Source organism: Pseudomonas trivialis, assembly GCF_001439805.1.
Classification (GTDB): Bacteria; Pseudomonadota; Gammaproteobacteria; order Pseudomonadales; family Pseudomonadaceae; genus Aquipseudomonas; species Aquipseudomonas trivialis.
The window spans coordinates 149772-169330 of the sequence record NZ_JYLK01000003.1 but is presented as its reverse complement, the minus strand read 5'-3'; the positions used below and the strand labels follow the sequence as shown (position 1 = coordinate 169330).

The window sequence follows — 19559 nt, the reverse complement described above, 5'->3', positions numbered from 1 at the left end:
AAGAATTACAAGATTATTCGCATAAAAATAGAAAACAAGCCTTTTTAGTGGCAATATTTTGTTCAATCTACAACGAGTGACCTGAATCAACTGGTCCGATGATCCAAACGACACCCTGCCATCCCATGCGCGCGGGCGTTTGATCAGCATAGACACTCAGGTCGCCACATCCGTTAGCCTGGAGTTCTACACATGCATCCCCGCGTCCTTGAGGTCACTGAACGGCTTATCGCCCGCAGCCGCGCCACCCGTGAAGCCTACCTTGCGCTCATTCGCGGCGCAGCCAGCGACGGTCCGATGCGCGGCAAGCTGCAATGCGCCAACTTCGCCCACGGCGTGGCCGGTTGCGGCACTGAAGATAAAAATAGTCTGCGCATGATGAATGCCGCCAACGTGGCAATTGTTTCTTCATATAACGACATGCTCTCGGCGCATCAGCCCTACGAGCACTTCCCTGAACAGATCAAGACAGCCCTGCGCGAAGTCGGCTCGGTCGGCCAGTTCGCCGGCGGCACCCCGGCGATGTGCGATGGCGTCACCCAGGGCGAGCCCGGCATGGAGCTGAGCCTGCTCAGCCGCGAAGTGATCGCGATGTCCACGGCGGTCGCGCTGTCCCACAACATGTTCGACGCTGCGCTGATGCTGGGTATCTGCGACAAGATCGTGCCGGGCCTGATGATGGGCGCGTTGCGCTACGGCCACTTGCCGATGGTCTTCGTCCCGGGCGGTCCGATGCCGTCGGGCATCTCCAACAAGCAGAAAGCCGATGTGCGCCAGCGCTACGCCGAAGGCAAAGCCAGCCGCGAAGAGCTGCTGGAATCGGAGATGAAGTCCTACCACAGCCCCGGCACCTGCACCTTCTACGGCACTGCCAACACCAATCAGTTGCTGATGGAAGTGATGGGCCTGCACCTGCCGGGCGCCTCGTTCGTCAATCCGTACACGCCACTGCGTGACGCGCTGACCCGCGAGGCGGCGCACCAGGTCACCCGCCTGACCAAGGCCAACGGTAACTTCACGCCGATCGGCGAGATCGTCGACGAAAAATCCATCGTCAATTCCATTGTCGCCCTCAACGCCACCGGCGGTTCCACCAACCACACCCTGCACATGCCGGCCATCGCCATGTCGGCGGGCATCATCCTCACCTGGCAGGACATGGCCGACCTCTCCGAGGTGGTGCCGACCCTGTCCCACGTCTATCCCAACGGCAAGGCCGACATCAACCATTTCCAGGCGGCGGGCGGCATGTCGTTCCTGATCCGCGAACTGCTCGAAGCCGGCCTGCTTCACGAAGATGTCAACACCGTGGCCGGCAAGGGGCTGAGCCGTTACACCCAGGAGCCGTTCCTGGTCGACGGCGAGCTGATCTGGCGCGACGGGCCCATCGAAAGCCTCGACGAAACCATCCTGCGCCCCGTGGCCCGCGCGTTCTCGCCCGAAGGCGGCTTGCGCGTGATGGAAGGCAACCTTGGCCGTGGCGTGATGAAAGTGTCCGCCGTGGCGCCGGAGCACCAGGTGGTCGAAGCACCGGCCGTGGTGTTCCAGGACCAGCAGGACCTGGCCGATGCCTTCAAGGCCGGTCAACTGGAAAAAGACTTCGTCGCCGTGATGCGCTTCCAGGGCCCGCGCTCCAACGGCATGCCCGAGCTGCACAAGATGACGCCGTTTCTCGGCGTATTGCAGGACCGGGGTTTCAAAGTGGCGCTGGTTACCGATGGGCGCATGTCCGGCGCGTCGGGTAAGATCCCTGCCGCGATCCATGTGAACCCGGAAGCCCAGAGCGGCGGGCCGCTGGCGCGCGTGCGCGATGGCGATATCATTCGCGTGGATGGCGTTACCGGCACCCTGGAGCTTAAGGTGGACGCCGAAGAATTTGCAGCACGCACACCCGCCACGGGCCTGTTGGGCAATAACGTGGGGGCCGGCCGCGAGCTGTTTGCATTCATGCGCTTGGCCGCAAGCTCCGCAGAGCAGGGCGCCAGCGCCTTTACCTCTGCCTTGGAGACGCTTAAGTGAAGTTAGCGCTGGTCGGTGATATCGGGGGCACCAACGCCCGTTTTGCGTTGTGGCGCGATCAGGCGCTGCATTCGATCCGGGTGCACGCCACGGCGGATCACCAGAGCCCGGAAGAGGCGATCAAGGTTTACCTCAAAGAAGAAGGCCTGGAAATCGGGGACATCGGCGCGGTGTGCCTGTCGGTAGCCGGGCCGGTGAGCGGTGATGAATTCAGGTTCACCAACAACCACTGGCGCCTGAGCAAGGCGGCGTTCTGCCAGGCGTTGCAAGTGGATGAGCTGCTGCTGGTGAATGATTTTTCGGCCATGGCCCTGGGCATGACCCGCCTGCAGCCGGATGAATTTCGCGTGGTCTGCGAAGGCACGCCGGAGCCGTTGCGCCCTGCCGTGGTGATCGGGCCCGGCACGGGGCTGGGCGTGGGTACGTTGCTGGACCTCGGCGCGGGCCGGTTTGCCGCATTGCCCGGGGAGGGTGGCCACGTCGACCTGCCTTTGAGCAGCCTGCGTGAAACCCAGCTGTGGCAGCACATTCACAACGAGATCGGCCACGTCAGCGCCGAAACCGCATTGAGCGGTGGCGGTCTGCCGCGTCTGTACCGGGCGATCTGCGCGGTGGATGGGCACGTACCGATGCTGGACACGCCTGAAGCCATCACGGCGGCCGGTCTGGCTGGCGACCCGGTGGCGATGGAGGTGTTGGATCAGTTCAGCATCTGGCTGGGCCGGGTCGCCGGCAACAACGTGCTCACCACCGGTGGACGCGGTGGTGTGTACATTGTGGGCGGGGTGATTCCCAGATTTGCAGACTTCTTCATCAACAGTGGTTTTGCCAAGAGTTTCAGCGACAAGGGCTGCATGAGCGACTACTTCAAAGGCATTCCTGTGTGGTTGGTGACGGCGCCGTATTCCGGCTTGACGGGGGCGGGCGTCGCGCTTGAACAGGCTTTTGCGTAGGGGCTGACGGCCTAAAGGGCGCCAGATGCTTTAAGCTTGTCCCCACCACCCCAGGAGGCCCCCCGTGAGCGTAATCAGTAAATCCATTCTCCTTGTCGACGACGACCAGGAAATCCGCGAATTGCTGCAAACCTACCTCAGTCGCGCCGGCTTCCAGGTGCGTGGCGTGCCCGACGGCGCGGGGTTCCGCCAGGCGATGAACGAGGCGCCGTGCGACCTGGTCATTCTCGATGTAATGCTGCCGGACGAAGACGGCTTCAGCCTGTGCCGCTGGATTCGCCAGCATCCGCGTCAGGCGCAGGTGCCGATCATCATGCTTACCGCCAGTTCCGACGAAGCCGACCGCGTGATCGGCCTGGAACTGGGCGCCGATGACTATATCGGCAAGCCCTTCAGCCCACGCGAGCTGCAGGCGCGGATCAAGGCGCTGTTGCGGCGCTGCCAGTTCGGCCAGGAGCGCAGCGGCACGGCGGATGTGCTGGTGTTCGATGAATGGCGTCTGGACATGATCAGCCACCGGCTGTTTCACGTGGACGGTGAAGAGGTGATTTTGTCCGGCGCCGATTTTGCCCTGCTCAAGTTGTTTCTGGATCACCCGCAACAGATCCTCGATCGCGACACCATCGGCAACGCCACCCGTGGCCGCGACCTGATGCCCCTGGACCGGATCGTCGACATGGCCGTCAGCCGCCTGCGCCAGCGCCTGCGCGACACCGAAAAACCGCCGAGGCTGATCCGCACCGTGCGCGGCAGCGGTTACCAACTGGCAGCCAACGTGGTTGCCGGCAATGCTCACTGAGCCGGTCACCGATCGTCAACGCGGCTTTCCCGTCCCGCGCTCGCTGTTGGGACGCATGCTCCTGTTGACCTTGCTGGTGGTACTGTTTGCCCAGGCGCTGTCGAGCGTGATCTGGGTTTCGCAACTGCGCGCTACTCAACTTGAAGGCCTGGTCACCAGCGCGCGCAGCCTGGCGCACTCGATGACCGCCAGCGTGAGCTATTTCCGCTCGCTGCCGGTGGCCTATCGTCCGTTGGTGCTGGACCAATTGCGCAGCATGGGCGGCACGCGGTTTGTCGTAACCCTCAATGATCGCCCGCTGGACATGGCGGTGCTGCCGCAGACCCCGCGCAAGCAGGCGGTGTTGCAGGCGGTCGACGAGGTGCTGCGCCAGACCCTGGGCGGCGATGTACTGATCTCGGTGGAGTTCGTCAGCGCCGAAGACCTGCGCATCTTCAATGCCGGTCTCAAGCTCGATGAGCTGCCGCGCTCCTGGGCGCATTACGCGCTGACCCTGGAGCCGGTAAACCCGCCGGTGCTGGTCACGCAGATCCAGCTCGGCCCGGGTGAATGGCTGTACATCGCCTCGCTGCTGCCCGAGCCTTACACCAGCCTTGAAGAACAGAGCCTGCCGTCGCAGCAGGTGTGGTTTATCGTGTTGACCAGCGGTCTGCTGTTGCTGTTCATCGGCTTGCTGGTGCATTGGCAGAGTCGCCCGCTCAAACGCCTGGCACGGGCGGCGCGGGACATGTCCCTGGGCGCCGACGTGGAGCCGGTGGCCGAAGGCGGCGGCAGTGAAGTGGAGGAAGTGGGGCGTGCATTCAACGCCATGCGCGAACGCATCAGCCGCTACCTGACCGAACGCTGCCAGTTATTCAGCGCGATTTCCCACGACCTGCGCACGCCGATCACCCGCCTGCGCCTGCGCGTGGAATTGCTCGAAGATGAGAACCTGCAAGCCAAGTTCGGCCGCGACCTGGACGAGTTGGAACTGCTGGTGAAGGGGGCGCTGCAATGCGTGAAAGACACCGATATCCACGAAAACATCCAGCCGGTGGACCTTAATCATGTGCTCGAATGCCTGGTGGAGCCTTACCTGGCGCCCAACGGCAACGGTCGCGTAACGCTCAACGGACATGCCCTGGCGGCCTATGCGGGCAAGCCGCTGGCGCTCAAGCGCTGCATCGGCAACCTGATCGACAACGCCTTGAAGTATGGGCAGAACGCCCATTTGCACATCGAGGACGATGGCACGCAGTTCATCCTGCATGTGGATGACGAAGGCCCCGGCGTGCCGGAACAGCGTCTGGAGCAGGTGTTCGAGCCGCACTTCCGCCTGGCCGGGCACCAGCAGGGCTACGGGTTGGGGCTGGGGATTGCGCGCAACATCGCCCATAGTCACGGCGGGGAAGTGAGTTTGCAGAATCTGCGCGAGGGTGGGTTGCGGGTCACGTTACAGCTGCCCCGAACGCTGGACTGAAGAGCAACATGTTTCAACTGTGGGAGGGGGCTTGCTCTTCATTCGGTCAGATGCTTTGGCGCAGGCGGGCCAAGTCTCTCAAGGGCGGCGCACCAAACAGCCGGCTGTATTCCCGGCTGAACTGCGACGGGCTCTCATACCCCACCCGGTACCCGGCCGCCGACGCTTCCAGCCCTTCGGCGATCATCAGCCGACGCGCCTCCTGCAGGCGCAGTTGCTTCTGATACTGCAGCGGGCTCATGGCAGTGATCGCCTTGAAGCGGTGGTGCAAGGTCGAGACGCTCAGGTTCACTTCCCTGGCCAGGTCATCGATGCGCAGCGGTTGCTCATAGTTGCCGTTCAGCCAGGTGATTGCCTGGCTGACGCGATGACTCTGACTGTTGGCCACAGCAATTTCATACAGCCGATAACCCTGCGGCCCACGCAGCAGACGATAGAGAATCTCGCGGTTGATCAGCGGCGCGAGCATCGCGATATCCTTGGGAGTCTCCAGCAGACGCGCCAGGCGCAGCACCGCATCGAGCAGCGAGTGGTCGATACGATCCACGTACATCCCGCGAGATGTCGGTCGCGAAGGCACGCCCATCGGGCCCGCTTCTGCAATCAAAGCCGTCAGTTGCGCCGGGTCGATATTGATACGCACCGACAGGTTGGGGTCTTGCGGCGTGGCATCGATGACCCTTCCGGCCACCGGCATCGCCACTGAAAACACCAGGTAGTTGAGCGGGTCGTAGGCGAATATTTCATCGGCCAGGCGCACTTCCTTGCTACCGCTGGCGAGGATGCACAGAGCAGGTTCCACCAGTACCGGCATGAACTCGCGCGGCGTGTTTTGACGGTTCAGGTACAGCGAGGTAATCGCCGTACCGTAGGAGCCTTCTTCCCAGGTATGGCGTTGCACGATGCCGGCGAGTTCAGCGCGCTGTTTTTCCATCTCGGCATCGAGGGGAAGAAGCTTGGGGTCGGGCGACGACATGGAACGTCCTCTATGTGTTGCTTTGATGGACTGAGCTTAGCGGCTGACTTTCAAAACGTGTTACGTCGATTCTGCACAATCCTTGCCTGATCCTGCGAACAGGCGTGAATCAGGCAATGGCAGGTGGGAAATCACCCGCAAATACTGAGCGTGGCATGGAATAAACAGTGGGCGGTAAACGTCCTCCCTACGCTTTTCGCAGGATTGTGCAATAAGCCTGCAGGATTCGACTAACCGCGCGCGCAGTTGCGGCCTTATCGTTGATCCTGTGGCAACACCCATCCTCAGTGTTTGCCGAGCACCACTTCTCAACGGGAGAGTCGAACATGTCCACCCCCATTCCCGCGAGCCATATGGCCTTTATCCGTGCCCGCAGTGGGTGCAGCACTGAACTCGGTGCACGCTTGAGCAGTTTGCTCGAACCGGGCCGTCAGGCTCAGGGTTGCCTGCAGTTTTCGCTGCAGCATTCCCACACCGATCCGGATGTATGGCTGGTCTCGGGCTTCTGGAGCAGCGAGCAGGCGATGAATGCCTACTTCAATTCGCCGGCGCTGATCATCTTCACCGAGCTGCTGAACGATAGGGTGGTACGCAGCATCGACTTCCAGACGTTCACCGATGCCTCAGCCGTCAACGCCTATGGCGAGTACCTGCAACTGGCCGGTTAGGGTTTAGAATGGCCGACTTTCAATTGGCCAGGACCTGCAACATGGCACGCAAACAATTTGCCCATCACGAAGCCGTTTCCGCCGTAGTACCGGGTGAAGCAGGCTACAGCGCCGCCGTTGCCGTCAAGGCACTGGATGGCATGGGCGCACCGCAGTTTCACAAGATCCTTGACGGGCAGCGGTTCAAGACGGCGTCCGATGCTGATGACGCGGCCGCTGTGCAGCTTGAGCAGTTGATCGATGTCGACGCAGAAGGCGTGCTGCACTGGCAACCTGCCAGGAACTGAACAGGTGGGGAGGGGGCACGCTCCCTCCCTCATTTGCCTGCATTGCAATCAGGGTCTGGAGGCACCTGGGCGGTACATCTTGAACAGCGCCTCCGGGCCCAGCTGGAAGTAATCTGCCGGGCCGCCGCCACGCAGGATCGGCTCGGCGGCGGCGGTGTCGTAGATGCCGTCCTTGAGCAGCCACTTGGCAATGTGCACCGCCACCACTTCGCCCAGTACCAGCCAGCTTGGCACCCGTTCCTGGTCCGCGCGCTGCAATTGGATGATCTGCGTCACCTTGCACTCGAATGACACCGGGCTCTCGCCCACCCGTGGCACGCCGACGATTTTCGAGGCCACCGGCGTCAGGCCGGACAGTTCGAATTCATCCACTTGTGGCGAGACGGCCGCGCAACTCTGGTTCATCTGCTCAGCGAGCGGGCGGGTGGCCAGGTTCCACACAAACTCGCCGGTCTGTTCGATGTTGTTCAGGCTGTCTTTGCGCCCGACACTGGAAAACCCAATGATCGGTGGAATGTAATTGAATGCGTTGAAAAAACTGTAGGGCGCCAGATTCAGGCGACCCTCACTGTCGTGGGACGAAATCCAGCCAATCGGGCGCGGGCCGACAATCGCGTTGAATGGATCATGGGGCAGTCCGTGGCCGTTGGCGGGTTCGTAGAAATGGATATCGTCAGACATGGCCTGTTCTGCTCTCGGTTTTGAAAAAAACATAATACCGAATGTGGGAGCGGGCTTGCCCGCTCCCACACGTTTTGCTGCGCCCGGCTGTTTAATCCGTGGTAATGCGCGAGTGCTTACGGGTGTCCTTCATGGTCACGTAAACCACCAGCGACACCGCGATACACGCTGTCACATACCAGTAGTAACCCGTCTCCATGCCAATGCTCTTGAACCACAGCGCGATGTATTCAGCGGTGCCGCCGAAGATCGACACGGTCAGTGCATAGGGCAGGCCCACGCCCAGTGCGCGGATCTCGGTCGGGAACAGCTCGGCCTTGACCACCGCGTTGATCGAGGTGTAACCGCTGACAATGATCAGCGCCGCCATGATCAGGAAGAACGCGCCCCACCAGCTCTGGATGGTGTGCAGGGTGGTGAGGATCGGCACAGTGAACAGAGTGCCGAGGATGCCGAAGGCAATCAGGATCGGTCGTCGACCGACCTTGTCCGACAGCCCGCCGACAAGGGGTTGCAGGCACATGAACAGAAACAGCGTCGCCGCCGAAATGGTGGTGGAGTCGGAAATGCTCATGCCCACCGTGTTCACCAGGTATTTCTGCATGTAGGTGGTGTAGGTGTAGAAGGCCAGGGTACCGCCCATGGTCAGGCCGACCACGGTCATCAGTTCCTTGGGGTGGCGCATCAAGGTGCGCATCGCGCTTTCCCTGGCTTTTTCCTTCCGGGTGAACGACTCGGTTTCTTCCATGCCGCGCCGCAGGTAGAGCGCGACCACCGCGCACAGGGCGCCGATGGCGAACGGGATGCGCCAGCCCCAAGCGTACAGTTGCTCGGTGGTGAGCACTTGTTGCAACACGATCAGCACCGCCAGCGCGATGAGCTGGCCGGAGATCAGGGTCACGTACTGGAAGCTGGAGAAGAAGCCGCGACGTTCCTTGGTCGCCATTTCACTCAGGTAGGTGGCCGAGGTGCCGTATTCGCCACCCACCGACAGGCCTTGCAGCAAGCGGGCGAACACCAGCAGGATCGGCGCGCCGACGCCGATGGTTTCATAGCCCGGGCTCAGGGCGATGATCAGCGAGCCGAAACACATCAACAGCACCGAAGCCATCAAGGCGGCTTTGCGCCCCGCGCGGTCCGCGTACAGGCCCATCAGCCAGCCGCCGATCGGGCGCATCAGGAAGCCCACGGCAAAGATCGCGGCGGTGTTGAGCAGTTGGGCGGTGGTGTCGCCTTTGGGGAAGAAGGCTTTGGCGAAGTACAGCGAAAAGGCGGCGTAAACGTACCAGTCGTACCACTCGACCATGTTGCCGACCGACCCGCTGAAGATCGACTTGATGCGGCTGGAGATGGTGCGTACCGGCGCGGGCGCAGTCGCCGAGCCCTGAGGCAGGGAGTTGGAGTTATCCATCGAAGGATCCTTCATCTAGTTGTTTTTATGGAGCGGCGCGAACGCAGCGTGGTTCGGCTGTAGCAGAAGGTGTGCCAAACAGATGAAGGCCCGGACTAGAAGGGCTACAAGATTTTTTTGAGCGGAAAGTCGCTGATGATTTTGCGGTAGTGAGCGAAAATCCGCTTATGGCTGCTGGCGTCATCGCAGGCAAGCGAGCTCTTTCCTTTGCAATGCATTCCCCTGTGGGAGCCGGGCTTGCCCGCGATGGCGGCCTGGCAGTCGACGCACATATCGACCTACAGAAACATCTCCCGCACCAACCCATGCCGCTGCATCTTTTCATTCAACGTCCGACGCGGCAGTTGCAGCTCCGCCAGCACCGCCTTGATATCGCCTTTATGCCGGGTCAACGCAGCTTTCAAGCAATGGGCCTCAAACGCCTCCTGCTGCGCCGCCAGCGATTGCCCTGCCTCCACGCCCTCCGGTTCCGGTTCGCCCAGCCCCAGCACCTGACGCTCGGCGGCGTTGGCCAGCTCCCGCACATTGCCCGGCCAGTCGTGGCTGAGCAGGCGACCCAACTGCGGCCCGCTCAGCGGCTCGACATGACGGCCGAGGCGCTCGGCGGCGCTTTGCGCAAAGTGCTCGTACAACAGGGGAATATCTTCGCGGCGTTCGCGCAGCGGCGGCAGGCGCAGTTGCGCGACGTTCAGTCGATACGCGAGGTCTTCACGGAAGCGTCCGGCGCGGGCCTCTTCGAGCAAATCAGGTTTGGTGGCGGCAATGATGCGCAGGTCCACCTGGATGCTCTGGTTGGAGCCCAATCGCTCCAGTTTCTGCTCCTGTAAAACGCGCAGCAATTTCACTTGCTGAGCCAGGGGCATGCTTTCGATTTCATCCAGAAACAGCGTGCCGCCGTGGGCATATTCGAGCTTGCCGATGCGCTTGCCCTGAGCGCCGGTGAACGCACCGCTTTCGTGGCCGAACAGTTCGGCTTCGAACAACTGCTCGGGGATCGCCGCGCAATTGAGCGCCACGAACGGCTTCTTCGCCCGCGGCCCGAAATCATGCAGGCAGCGCGCGACCAACTCCTTGCCGCTGCCGGTCTCGCCGCGAATCAGCACATTGACCGGCAGATTCGCCAGCTCCAGCACCTGACGCCGCAACGTTTGCAGGCCTTTGGATACGCCCAGCAGACTGGTTTCCAGCTGCGCGCGATGATTGGCCTGCTGATGCAGGCGACGGTTTTCCAGCACCAGCCCGCGTTTGTCCAGCGCACGGCGCAGACCGTTGAGCAAGTCCTGCGGGCTGAACGGTTTTTCCAGAAAGTCGTAGGCGCCGTCGCGCATGGCCTCGACCGCCATCGGCACATCGCCATGGCCGGTGAGCAGGATCACCGGCAAGTCGGCATCGCGACGTTGCACTTCGGCCAGCAGCTCCAGGCCGCTCAGGCCCGGCATGCGCACGTCGCTCAGAATGACTCCGGGGAAATCCCGGGGCAGTTGCGCCAGGCATTCCTCGGCACGGCTGAACAACTGCACGTGAAATCCGGACAGGCTCAACCATTGCTCGACGGCCGTGCGAATGCTGGCTTCGTCATCGACCACAATTACCGCGTTCAACATAGGTCCGGTGTCTCCAGCGCGACAGGCAGGGTGAGCGTGAATACCGCGCCATCGCCCCGGTTACCGGCGCTCAGGCGCCCGCCCAGTTCGTGCACGATAGCGTAGGATACCGCCAGCCCCAAGCCGAGCCCGTCGCCCACCGGCTTGGTGGTGAAGAACGGGTCGAACACACAGGCCAGGTGTTCGTCGGCAATCCCGCCGCCGCTGTCGGCGACAGACAATTGCCAGCATTGCTCATCGGCGTGCAGGCGGATTTCCAGGCGCTTGCGCGGCGCATTGCTCATGGCGTCGAGGGCGTTGCGCAGCAGGTTGATCAGCACCTGCTCCAGGCGGATCGCGTCGCCGCGCACCCAGGCCGGGCGGGTCAGGTCCAGCATGACGCCGATGGCTTCATCACGCAGGCGTGCGTCGAGCAAGTGCAGGGATTGGTCGACCACCGTGGCCAGGTCGAGCCGTTCGCGCAAGCCGCTGGGGCTCTTGCGGGCGAACGTCTTGAGGTGGCCGGTGAGGGCGGCCATGCGCGTGAGCATATCGTCCAGTGGCGTGAGCGCCTGATAGGCGTCATCCACGCGGCCGTGGTCCAGCAGCAGGCGCAGCGTCGCCAACTGCATGCGCTGGGCGGTCAGTGGCTGGTTGATTTCATGGGCAAGGGCGGCTGACATCTGCCCCAGCGCCGCCAGCTTGGCCGACTGCACCAGGCCGTCCTGCGCGGTGCGCAGCGCCTGGGTACGTTCCTCGACCAGTTGTTCAAGCTCTTCGCGGCTGCGCTGGCGCAGACGGGCCAGGCGCCAGCGCTGGCTGAGGAACAGCACCAGGAACACCAGCGCCAGCCAGGAACCGGCGGCGGCCAGGCCTGCGTTGCGTTGGTCTTCAAAGGCGAACTGCGGCTTGCGCAGCAGGTGCAGGGTCCAGCCCTCGGCTTTGAGTGGCAGGGATTCCCAAATGTAATTGGCAGTGCCGCTGGGGCCGTTGACGCGCATCAAATGGCCGTTTTCGCCGAAACGTTGCAGGGTGCTGGTGTCCAGTGCTTGCAGGTGTTTCTTGTCGTACTGGCGTGTGGCCTTGAGTTCGGCCAGGTCACTGTCGGACAACGGCCGCAGATTGCGATAACGCCAGCCCGGCTGATTGGCGATAAACACAATGCCGCGCGCATCGCTGACCAGCAGCAGGTCGTTGCCCTGGGCCCACTCGCGTTCAAGCTCGGGGAATTCCAGCTTTACCACCATGGCGCCGAGGAACTGTTGGTTCTCGTCGAGCACCGCACTGGAGAGAAAGTAACCCGGTATGCCAGTAGTCACCCCCACCGCATAAAAGCGCCCGGTGCCCTGGCTCAGGGTCTGGCTGAAATAGGGACGAAATGCGTAGTTGTGGCCCACGTAGCTGCTCGGCAGGTTCCAGTTACTGGCTGCCACCGCCAGGCCGGTGCGGTCCATCAATTCGAGGGTGGAGGACTGCGCGGCGCCGTTGATGCGTTCCAGCTTGCGATTGAGCACATCCTGAGTGGCGGCGTCCAGCGGGCCCTTCAGGGCGCGGATCATCTCCGAGTCCAACGCCAGCACGGCGGGCAGGGCGCGGTAACGTTCGATCAGGGTGTGCAGCGAGTTGGCGTACAACGCGAGCTGCTGATTGGCGCGAGCGGCATCGTCCACCAGCGCCTGGCGCTCGGCATGGCGTGTGGCCAGGGCGGCGGCCAACAGCGCACCGGCGATGATCAGCAGGGAGTAGAAGGTGAGGCGCAGGGGGCGGGGGATCACGATCATACGGTGATGAGCAGGCACAGTGGGGGGGAACGCACCATAGCATGCGCTGCGTGAGTCTTGTGGCGAATGGGATTGTGTGGGAGGGGGATTGCCCCAAGGTCGTTCAGTTAAGCCCGCTCCCACATCTGACTGTATTCACAATAAAAAAGGCGACTGGGCCTTGGGCCGCAGTCGCCTTTCTCCTTGCGGGAGTGTGCTTATTGCACTTCCACCGCCAGGCTTTCACTGATCTTTTTCTGCCAGATGGCGGGACCGGTGATATGGACGGATTCGCCGTTGCTGTCCACCGCAACGGTGACCGGCATGTCCTTGACGTCGAACTCGTAGATCGCTTCCATGCCCAGTTCGGCGAAGGCCACTACACGCGACTTCTTGATGGCTTGCGCCACCAGGTAAGCGGCGCCGCCCACGGCCATCAGGTACACGGCCTTGTGGTCCTTGATCGCGTCGATGGCGGTTGGACCGCGCTCGGATTTGCCGATCATGCCCAACAGACCGGTTTGCTCGAGGATCTGGCGGGTGAACTTGTCCATCCGCGTCGCGGTGGTCGGGCCGGCCGGGCCAACCACTTCTTCGCGTACCGGATCAACCGGGCCCACGTAGTAGATGAAGCGACCCTTGAGGTCCACCGGCAGGGTTTCACCCTTGTTGAGCATCTCGACCATGCGCTTGTGCGCCGCGTCGCGACCGGTGAGCATCTTGCCGTTGAGCAACACCGTTTCGCCCGGCTTCCAGCTTTGCACGTCTTCGGCGGTGAGGGTGTCGAGGTTGACGCGACGGGCCGACGGGCCGGCTTCCCAGACGATCTCCGGGTAGGCATCCAGCGGTGGCGCTTCCAGCGACGCCGGGCCGGAACCGTCCAGCACAAAGTGCGCGTGACGGGTGGCGGCGCAGTTGGGGATCATGCACACCGGCAGCGAAGCGGCGTGGGTCGGGTAGTCCATGATCTTCACGTCGAGCACGGTGGTCAGGCCACCGAGGCCCTGGGCGCCGATGCCCAGTTGGTTGACCTTCTCGAACAGCTCCAGGCGCATCTCTTCGATACGGTTGGAGGGGCCGCGCTTTTTCAGCTCGTGGATGTCGATGGATTCCATCAACACTTCCTTGGCCATCACCGCGGCTTTCTCGGCGGTGCCGCCGATGCCGATGCCGAGCATGCCCGGCGGGCACCAGCCGGCGCCCATGGTCGGAACAGTCTTGAGCACCCAGTCGACGATCGAGTCGGACGGGTTGAGCATGGCCATTTTCGACTTGTTTTCAGAGCCACCGCCCTTGGCGGCCACGTCCACTTCCACGGTGTTACCCGGGACGATGGAGTAGTGGATCACGGCGGGGGTGTTGTCCTTGGTGTTCTTGCGCGCGCCGGCCGGGTCGGCGAGGATGGAGGCGCGCAGGACGTTTTCCGGCAGGTTGTAGGCGCGGCGCACGCCTTCGTTGATCATGTCGTCCAGGCCCATGGTGGCGCCATCCCAACGCACGTCCATGCCCACGCGCACGAACACGGTAACGATACCGGTGTCCTGGCAGATCGGGCGATGGCCGGTGGCGCACATGCGCGAGTTGATCAGGATCTGCGCCATGGAGTCACGGGCTGCCGGCGATTCTTCGCGCAGGTAGGCTTCGTGCATCGCCTGGATGAAATCCACGGGGTGGTAATAGGAGATGAATTGCAGGGCGTCGGCAACGCTCTGAATCAGGTCGTCTTGCTTGATCACGGTCATGAGTCGCGCTCCTCTTATAAGGGAACATTCAATAAAGGTGGCTGCAGTGAAGTGCATCGGTCGGCTGAAGCCACCTTTCCAGGGCGCGTCGCCAAGAAGAGCAGGTGTTGTTGGCGCGACGCTAAAAAGGCGCGGCAGTATAACCCGGTGCGGTGGGTGATACACCCGACTATGGTCAAACTGTCGCAGGCATGATTCCCTGTGAGCGCCATTGTGATTGAGCACTTATATGCCCGAACTGTACGTCGGCGAACGCCACTGGTCGGTCCCCACCGGCAGCAACCTGCTGGATGCCTTGAATCAGGCGGGCACGGCCGTGCCTTACAGTTGCCGGGCGGGCAGTTGTCATGCCTGTCTCGTGCGGTGTCGCGGCGAAGTTGCAGACAGACAGCCCGATGCTCTGAGCCCGGCACAACGCCAGGCCGGCTGGCGCCTGGCCTGCCAGTGCCAGGTGACCGGTGATGTGCAGGTTGAAGCGTTCGATCCATTGCGTGACGGTGTATCGGCCCACGTGACGTCGGCCGATTGGTTGAGTGCCTCGGTGTTGCGCCTGCGCCTGGCGCCGGAACGTGGGTTGCGTTACCGCGCCGGGCAGCACGTGGTGCTATGGGCGGGGCAGGTGGCGCGGCCGTATTCGCTGGCGAGCTTGCCGCAGGAAGACGGCTTTTTGGAGTTTCATCTCGATTGCCGTCAGCCTGGCCAATTCAGCGATGCGGCGCGTCATCTGGTGGTGGGTGACCGTCTGCGCCTGGGCGAACTGCGCGGCGGGGCGCTGCACTACGATTCGGACTGGCAGGCGCGACCCTTGTGGCTGCTGGCCTCCGGCACGGGCCTTGGCCCGCTGTGGGGTGTATTGCGCGAAGCCTTGCGCCAGGATCATCAGGGCAGCATTCGCGTGATACACCTGGCCCATGATGCTGAGGGCCATTACCTCGCCGAACCATTGGCTGCACTGGCCGCCAGCCATCCCAATCTGGCGGTGGAGCTGTGGACGGCAGCAGAGCTGGGCCAGGCATTGGCGCAGTTGCGGGTGGTTTCCCGGCAAACCCTGGCTTTACTCTGCGGGCACCCCGCCAGCGTCGAGGCGTTTTCCAAGCGCTTGTTTCTGGCGGGCCTGCCGCGCAATCAACTGCTGGCCGATGTGTTCCTGCCCCGTGGGTAAGCGGAGCACCTCAGCCCATTTGAAATGCAAAAAGCCCCGCCATTCACATGGCAGGGCTTTTGTTTTTCAGCGTGTCACTCAGAACTGCGGGTCACCCACGTGCAGAATCTTCATGCCATTGGTGCCACCGGTGGTGTGGTAGCTGTCGCCTTTGGTCAGGATGACCCAGTCGCCTTTCTCCACAACGCCGCGCTTGACCAACTCGTCGATGGCGGCCTGGCTGACTTCATGCGGCGGCAGCGAAGCAGGATCGAACGGCACGGTGTAGACGCCACGGAACATCGCCGCGCGGGCCTGGGCTTCGCGGTGCGGGGTGAACGCGTAGATCGGCACCGAGGAACGGATACGCGACATGATCAACGGCGTGTAGCCACTTTCGGTCAAGGCGATGATCGCTTTCACACCCGGGAAGTGGTTGGCGGTGTACATGGCCGCCAGGGCGATGCTCTGGTCGCAGCTTTCGAAGACCTTGCCGATACGGTGGCTGGAGGTCTTGCTGGTCGGGTGCTTCTCGGCACCGACGCAGATACGCGCCATCGCCTGCACGGCTTCCAGTGGGTACGGGCCGGCGGCACTTTCGGCCGAGAGCATCACGGCGTCGGTGTAGTCGAGCACGGCGTTGGCCACGTCGGACACTTCGGCACGGGTCGGCATCGGGTTCTGGATCATCGACTCCATCATCTGGGTCGCCACGATGACCGCTTTGTTATGGCGGCGGGCGTGCAGGATGATTTTCTTCTGGATGCCGATCAGCTCGGCGTCGCCGATTTCCACGCCGAGGTCGCCACGGGCAACCATCACGGCGTCGGACGCCTTGATCAGGCCGTCGAGGGTTTCGTCATCGGCCACGGCTTCAGCGCGTTCGATCTTCGCCACCAGCCAGGCGGTGCCGCCGGCTTCGTCGCGCAGTTTACGGGCGTATTCCATGTCGGCGGCGTCGCGCGGGAAGGACACCGCGAGGTAGTCCACTTCCATTTCGGCGGCGAGCTTGATGTCGGCCTTGTCTTTTTCAGTCAGGGCCGGGGCGGTCAGGCCACCGCCGCGACGGTTGATGCCTTTGTGGTCCGACAGCGGGCCACCGATGATCACGGTGCAGTGCAGTTCAGTCGGGTTGGCGGTATCGACGCGCATGACCACGCGGCCATCGTCGAGCAGCAGTTCGTCGCCGACGCCGCAGTCCTTGACCAGATCCGGGTAGTCGATACCCACGACCTGCTGGTTGCCGTCGGTCAGCGGATGGCTGGTGGAGAAGGTGAACTTGTCACCGATCTTCAGCTCGATGCGCTTGTTGGCGAATTTGGCGATACGAATTTTCGGGCCTTGCAGGTCACCCAGCAGTGCGACGAAGCGACCGTGCTTGGCGGCCAGGTCACGCACCAGCTTGGCGCGAGCCTTGTGCTCGTCCGGGGTGCCGTGGGAGAAGTTCAGACGGGCAACGTCCAAACCAGCCAGAATCAGCTGTTCGAGGACTTCCGGCGAGTTACTGGCCGGGCCAAGGGTGGCGACGATTTTGGTGCGACGGACGGACATGCACAGACTCCTGAGTTCAAGCGCTGGGGAAGGCTACTATGCTCTTTGGTTGTAGTCATTGTTCGTTTGCACTACTTATTGACGATTGGCCCGTTTCTGCGTCAATTGAATGGACAACATCCTTGAAGATTTTCGACGAGGGGTCGATACACTGCACAAGACAGGAGAACCCCCATGCGAATTTTGCTCGTTGCTGCCCTGGCCGTCAGTGTAATCGGCTGCACCCGCTGGTCCATGGACCATCATTTGAACAACGCCTACCGTGCCTACAAGGTAGGTGACTGCGAGCGCGTGACTCTGGAATTGTCCCAGGTCGACCGTGAAAGTCGTACGCGGCGCTACGTGCAGCCGGAGGTTTCGATGTTGCGCGGTCAGTGCCTTGAGCGCCAGAAGCTGTTCGTGGATGCGGTGCAAACCTATCAGTTCATCATCAGCCAGTACCCGTCCAGCGAATACGCGTACCGCGCCCAGGCTCGCCTCGACACGTTGCGGCAACTGGGTCATTACCCCGGCGCCAGCGTCGCGAAACCCCGGCCCGCATCCCTTTGATGATATTTGTCACGCTGTCACTGGCCCGTCTTGCGTCTTAAGCTAATATTTGTATGCCCGTTTGATTTTTTTGTGTTCAAACGGATGGAATGCCTGGAGTTGGTAGATTCATAGTGATGATGTGCAACGCCGTCATCGCGCCGATTTCGGGGAGAGCGGGCCTGTATCGCCGTTCCGAATCACTGGCTCGGCCAGAGTAATATCCAATGGATGGCACTCATCATGTTTACTGATCGACGTATTGAGCGACATGAATTGTCCCGTTTCCTGCAAGTGTTCAATCGGTTTACGAACAAGCCTATTGGTTACCTGGGAAATGTGTCTGACGACGGGCTGATGTTGATCAGCCAATTGCCGATGATGGTCGGCGCGACGTTCGAACTGTGTGTGAAGGTCCCCATGGCGAATGGTGACGTTCAGGCAATTGACCTCACCGCCGCGTGTCTGTGGAGTTGTGAGGACGTCAACCCGCAGCACTACGATTCAGGTTTCAGTGTGGTCGCGGCACCTGCGGAGTACGGCCAACTGATCAACGCATTGCTGCGTTACTTCAGTTTTGACCCCTTGCAGGCTTCGGCCTAAATACCGCGCGTTTTCGACCCGGCCAAGTGTGTTTACTTTCGCCGTGGTCGTGCGCATTTTTACAGCACCCCGGCTTTTTTCCAGCCCATGTAACGCGTTACCAATGCCGGTCCCAGCGCTGAGGGCAGCGTATCCAGTACGGTCAAACCGTGGGCGTTCAGACGATCATGCAGTTCGTCGCGCCGGGTGAGGTAGTCGACGGCGCCGCTGTAGGCCAATGCCTCGGGCAAAGTTTGCACGGGAGACAGGCGCAGTTGGTCGAGCACTTCCTCGCGCAGACTGGCGATCAGCACCCGATGTTGGCGGCTGATACGTTTGACTGCAGTCAGTAATGCCTCATCGTCCTCGTCCCGCAGGTTGCTCACTACAATGACCAGCGCACGGCGTTTCTGTCGGGCCAGCAGTTGGCTGGCAGCGGCTTCGTAATCGGCGGTGCGTTGTGTGGTCTCCAGGTCGTAGACGCTGTTGAGCAACAGGTTCAACTGGCCGGTGCCTTTGACGGGCGCCAGGTAGCGGGGCTGATCGCAGGCAAAGGTGCACAGCCCCACCGCATCGCCTTGACGCAGGGCGACATGGCTGAGCAGCAGGCAGGCATTGAGGGCGTGGTCAAAGTGGGAGAGCTCGGCATCCTGGCTGCGCATGCGCCGACCACAGTCGAGCATGAACACGATTTGCTGGTCGCGCTCGTCCTGATACTCCCGGGCGATAGGTGTGCGTTGGCGTGCGGTGGCCTTCCAGTCGATCTGCCGCAGGCTGTCGCCCTCGCGAAATTCGCGCAGCTGATGAAACTCCAGCCCTGGGCCGCGTCGCGGATGCTGTCGAACACCCAATTGGCTCAGCCAGCTGTCCACCCCCAGCAGCTGTGCGCCATACAGGCGCGCGAAGTCCGGGTAGACGCGGGTGGCATCGGCGACTTCCACAAAGCGCCGAGCCGACCACAACCCCAGCGGGCTGGGCAGGTGAATCTCGCACCGACTGAAACTGAAATGCCCGCGCCGCAGCGGACGCAGGCGATAGCCCAACTCGCTGCGCGCGCCGGGGCGCAGTTCAATCAGTTGAGGCATGTTCTCCGCGCTCAGCCCATCGGGTGCGTGATCGAATACCTGCACGGTCAGCGGCTGCGGATAATCGTGATGCAGGGTCAGACGCACGTCGCCCCAACGGCCCAGGGCCAGGCTGCCAGGCATCTGCCGTTGCACTCTGATGCCCGGGCGGCGACGCAGCCGAACGGCGTCCAGCAGGGCCAGCAGCAACAGCGCCAGCAACAGGCCCCACGCCACCTGCTGCAGGGTGCCGGGCAGCTTGAACTGCAACGCTGCGGTGATACCCAGCAGGGTGTTCAAACCCAGCAGTACACCGAGCCAGATCAGCAGCAGACGGGTTGGCTTCATAGGTGGC

17 protein-coding genes are annotated in these 19559 nt (G+C 62.2%); 9 read left to right on the top strand and 8 right to left on the bottom strand.

Annotation, left to right across the window (positions count from 1 at the left end; all coding sequences use genetic code 11):
* Positions 1–192: 192 nt before the first annotated feature.
* The 4 genes from edd (at position 193) to TU79_RS06265 (ending at position 5230) form a co-directional block, all read left to right on the top strand.
* Positions 193–2019 carry a phosphogluconate dehydratase gene (gene edd, locus TU79_RS06280; protein ID WP_057007204.1) on the top strand — a complete coding sequence of 609 codons (1827 nt, stop codon included), beginning with the start codon at positions 193–195 and terminating at the stop codon, positions 2017–2019.
* On the top strand, positions 2016–2972 hold the full coding sequence (locus TU79_RS06275; protein WP_057007203.1) for a glucokinase: 957 nt from the start codon (positions 2016–2018) through the stop codon (positions 2970–2972). The genes edd and TU79_RS06275 overlap by 4 nt, the downstream gene beginning before the upstream one ends.
* Before the next feature lie 64 nt (positions 2973–3036).
* Entirely contained in the window at positions 3037–3771 is a 735-nt protein-coding gene (locus tag TU79_RS06270) for a response regulator (protein ID WP_057007202.1), read from the top strand.
* The gene (locus TU79_RS06265; RefSeq protein ID WP_057007201.1) at positions 3761–5230 is read left to right on the top strand and encodes an ATP-binding protein; all 1470 of its coding nucleotides are present in this window, start codon (positions 3761–3763) and stop codon (positions 5228–5230) included. Before TU79_RS06270 ends, TU79_RS06265 begins: the two co-directional genes overlap by 11 nt.
* A 46-nt stretch (positions 5231–5276) precedes the next feature.
* Here TU79_RS06265 and TU79_RS06260 read toward each other — a convergent pair whose 3' ends face one another.
* Positions 5277–6206 carry an AraC family transcriptional regulator gene (locus TU79_RS06260; RefSeq protein WP_057007200.1) on the bottom strand — a complete coding sequence of 310 codons (930 nt, stop codon included), beginning with the start codon at positions 6204–6206 and terminating at the stop codon, positions 5277–5279.
* Positions 6207–6532: 326 nt separating this feature from the next.
* On the opposite strand from TU79_RS06260, the gene TU79_RS06255 reads away from it, so the two are divergent.
* Both TU79_RS06255 and TU79_RS06250 read left to right on the top strand, forming a co-directional pair.
* Positions 6533–6874 carry an antibiotic biosynthesis monooxygenase family protein gene (locus tag TU79_RS06255; RefSeq protein WP_057007199.1) on the top strand — a complete coding sequence of 114 codons (342 nt, stop codon included), beginning with the start codon at positions 6533–6535 and terminating at the stop codon, positions 6872–6874.
* An 8-nt stretch (positions 6875–6882) separates the two neighbouring features.
* Positions 6883–7161 carry a hypothetical protein gene (locus tag TU79_RS06250; protein WP_057007198.1) on the top strand — a complete coding sequence of 93 codons (279 nt, stop codon included), beginning with the start codon at positions 6883–6885 and terminating at the stop codon, positions 7159–7161.
* Positions 7162–7209: 48 nt separating this feature from the next.
* Here the strand turns inward: TU79_RS06250 and TU79_RS06245 are convergent, their stop codons facing one another.
* The 5 genes from TU79_RS06245 to TU79_RS06225 all read right to left on the bottom strand — a co-directional run bounded on the left by TU79_RS06245 (position 7210) and on the right by TU79_RS06225 (position 14338).
* The gene (locus TU79_RS06245; protein WP_057007197.1) at positions 7210–7842 is read right to left on the bottom strand and encodes a flavin reductase family protein; all 633 of its coding nucleotides are present in this window, start codon (positions 7840–7842) and stop codon (positions 7210–7212) included.
* A gap of 91 nt (positions 7843–7933) precedes the next feature.
* On the bottom strand, positions 7934–9253 hold the full coding sequence (locus tag TU79_RS06240; protein WP_057007196.1) for an MFS transporter: 1320 nt from the start codon (positions 9251–9253) through the stop codon (positions 7934–7936).
* 278 nt (positions 9254–9531) lie between these two features.
* Entirely contained in the window at positions 9532–10857 is a 1326-nt protein-coding gene (locus tag TU79_RS06235; RefSeq protein WP_057007195.1) for a sigma-54-dependent transcriptional regulator, read from the bottom strand.
* Positions 10851–12617, bottom strand: coding sequence for an ATP-binding protein (locus tag TU79_RS06230; RefSeq protein WP_057007194.1), 1767 nt, complete (start codon positions 12615–12617; stop codon positions 10851–10853). Before TU79_RS06230 ends, TU79_RS06235 begins: the two co-directional genes overlap by 7 nt.
* A 197-nt stretch (positions 12618–12814) precedes the next feature.
* Positions 12815–14338, bottom strand: a complete 1524-nt coding sequence (locus TU79_RS06225; RefSeq protein ID WP_003237617.1) for a fumarate hydratase — start codon at positions 14336–14338, stop codon at positions 12815–12817.
* A 229-nt stretch (positions 14339–14567) separates the two neighbouring features.
* Between TU79_RS06225 and TU79_RS06220 the strand changes: the two genes are divergently transcribed.
* Complete coding sequence (locus tag TU79_RS06220) at positions 14568–15500, top strand: iron-sulfur-binding ferredoxin reductase (RefSeq protein ID WP_057007193.1); 933 nt, start codon at positions 14568–14570, stop codon at positions 15498–15500.
* A gap of 78 nt (positions 15501–15578) precedes the next feature.
* Here TU79_RS06220 and pyk read toward each other — a convergent pair whose 3' ends face one another.
* Positions 15579–17030 carry a pyruvate kinase gene (pyk, locus tag TU79_RS06215; RefSeq protein ID WP_057007192.1) on the bottom strand — a complete coding sequence of 484 codons (1452 nt, stop codon included), beginning with the start codon at positions 17028–17030 and terminating at the stop codon, positions 15579–15581.
* 174 nt (positions 17031–17204) lie between these two features.
* On the opposite strand from pyk, the gene TU79_RS06210 reads away from it, so the two are divergent.
* Positions 17205–17579 (top strand): tetratricopeptide repeat protein, encoded by a 375-nt coding sequence (locus tag TU79_RS06210; RefSeq protein WP_057007191.1) that lies wholly within the window; start codon positions 17205–17207, stop codon positions 17577–17579.
* A 222-nt stretch (positions 17580–17801) separates the two neighbouring features.
* On the top strand, positions 17802–18161 hold the full coding sequence (locus tag TU79_RS06205; RefSeq protein WP_057007190.1) for a pilus assembly protein PilZ: 360 nt from the start codon (positions 17802–17804) through the stop codon (positions 18159–18161).
* A 59-nt stretch (positions 18162–18220) separates the two neighbouring features.
* Here the strand turns inward: TU79_RS06205 and TU79_RS06200 are convergent, their stop codons facing one another.
* The gene (locus TU79_RS06200; RefSeq protein WP_057007189.1) at positions 18221–19552 is read right to left on the bottom strand and encodes a DUF58 domain-containing protein; all 1332 of its coding nucleotides are present in this window, start codon (positions 19550–19552) and stop codon (positions 18221–18223) included.
* Between the last annotated feature and the right edge of the window lie 7 nt (positions 19553–19559).

Excerpts from the sequence above, each read along its gene's own strand:
- TU79_RS06265 (WP_057007201.1), top strand. The coding sequence starts at position 3,761 with ATGCTCACTGAGCCGGTCACCGATCGTCAACGCGGCTTTCCCGTCCCG.
- TU79_RS06255 (WP_057007199.1), top strand. The coding sequence starts at position 6,533 with ATGTCCACCCCCATTCCCGCGAGCCATATGGCCTTTATCCGTGCCCGC.
- TU79_RS06210 (WP_057007191.1), top strand. The coding sequence starts at position 17,205 with ATGCGAATTTTGCTCGTTGCTGCCCTGGCCGTCAGTGTAATCGGCTGC.
- TU79_RS06220 (WP_057007193.1), top strand. The coding sequence starts at position 14,568 with ATGCCCGAACTGTACGTCGGCGAACGCCACTGGTCGGTCCCCACCGGC.
- TU79_RS06205 (WP_057007190.1), top strand. The coding sequence starts at position 17,802 with ATGTTTACTGATCGACGTATTGAGCGACATGAATTGTCCCGTTTCCTG.
- TU79_RS06250 (WP_057007198.1), top strand. The coding sequence starts at position 6,883 with ATGGCCGACTTTCAATTGGCCAGGACCTGCAACATGGCACGCAAACAA.
- pyk (WP_057007192.1), bottom strand. The coding sequence starts at position 17,030 with ATGTCCGTCCGTCGCACCAAAATCGTCGCCACCCTTGGCCCGGCCAGT.
- TU79_RS06225 (WP_003237617.1), bottom strand. The coding sequence starts at position 14,338 with ATGACCGTGATCAAGCAAGACGACCTGATTCAGAGCGTTGCCGACGCC.
- edd (WP_057007204.1), top strand. The coding sequence starts at position 193 with ATGCATCCCCGCGTCCTTGAGGTCACTGAACGGCTTATCGCCCGCAGC.
- TU79_RS06240 (WP_057007196.1), bottom strand. The coding sequence starts at position 9,253 with ATGGATAACTCCAACTCCCTGCCTCAGGGCTCGGCGACTGCGCCCGCG.
- TU79_RS06245 (WP_057007197.1), bottom strand. The coding sequence starts at position 7,842 with ATGTCTGACGATATCCATTTCTACGAACCCGCCAACGGCCACGGACTG.
- TU79_RS06230 (WP_057007194.1), bottom strand. The coding sequence starts at position 12,617 with ATGATCGTGATCCCCCGCCCCCTGCGCCTCACCTTCTACTCCCTGCTG.
- TU79_RS06200 (WP_057007189.1), bottom strand. The coding sequence starts at position 19,552 with ATGAAGCCAACCCGTCTGCTGCTGATCTGGCTCGGTGTACTGCTGGGT.
- TU79_RS06260 (WP_057007200.1), bottom strand. The coding sequence starts at position 6,206 with ATGTCGTCGCCCGACCCCAAGCTTCTTCCCCTCGATGCCGAGATGGAA.
- TU79_RS06235 (WP_057007195.1), bottom strand. The coding sequence starts at position 10,857 with ATGTTGAACGCGGTAATTGTGGTCGATGACGAAGCCAGCATTCGCACG.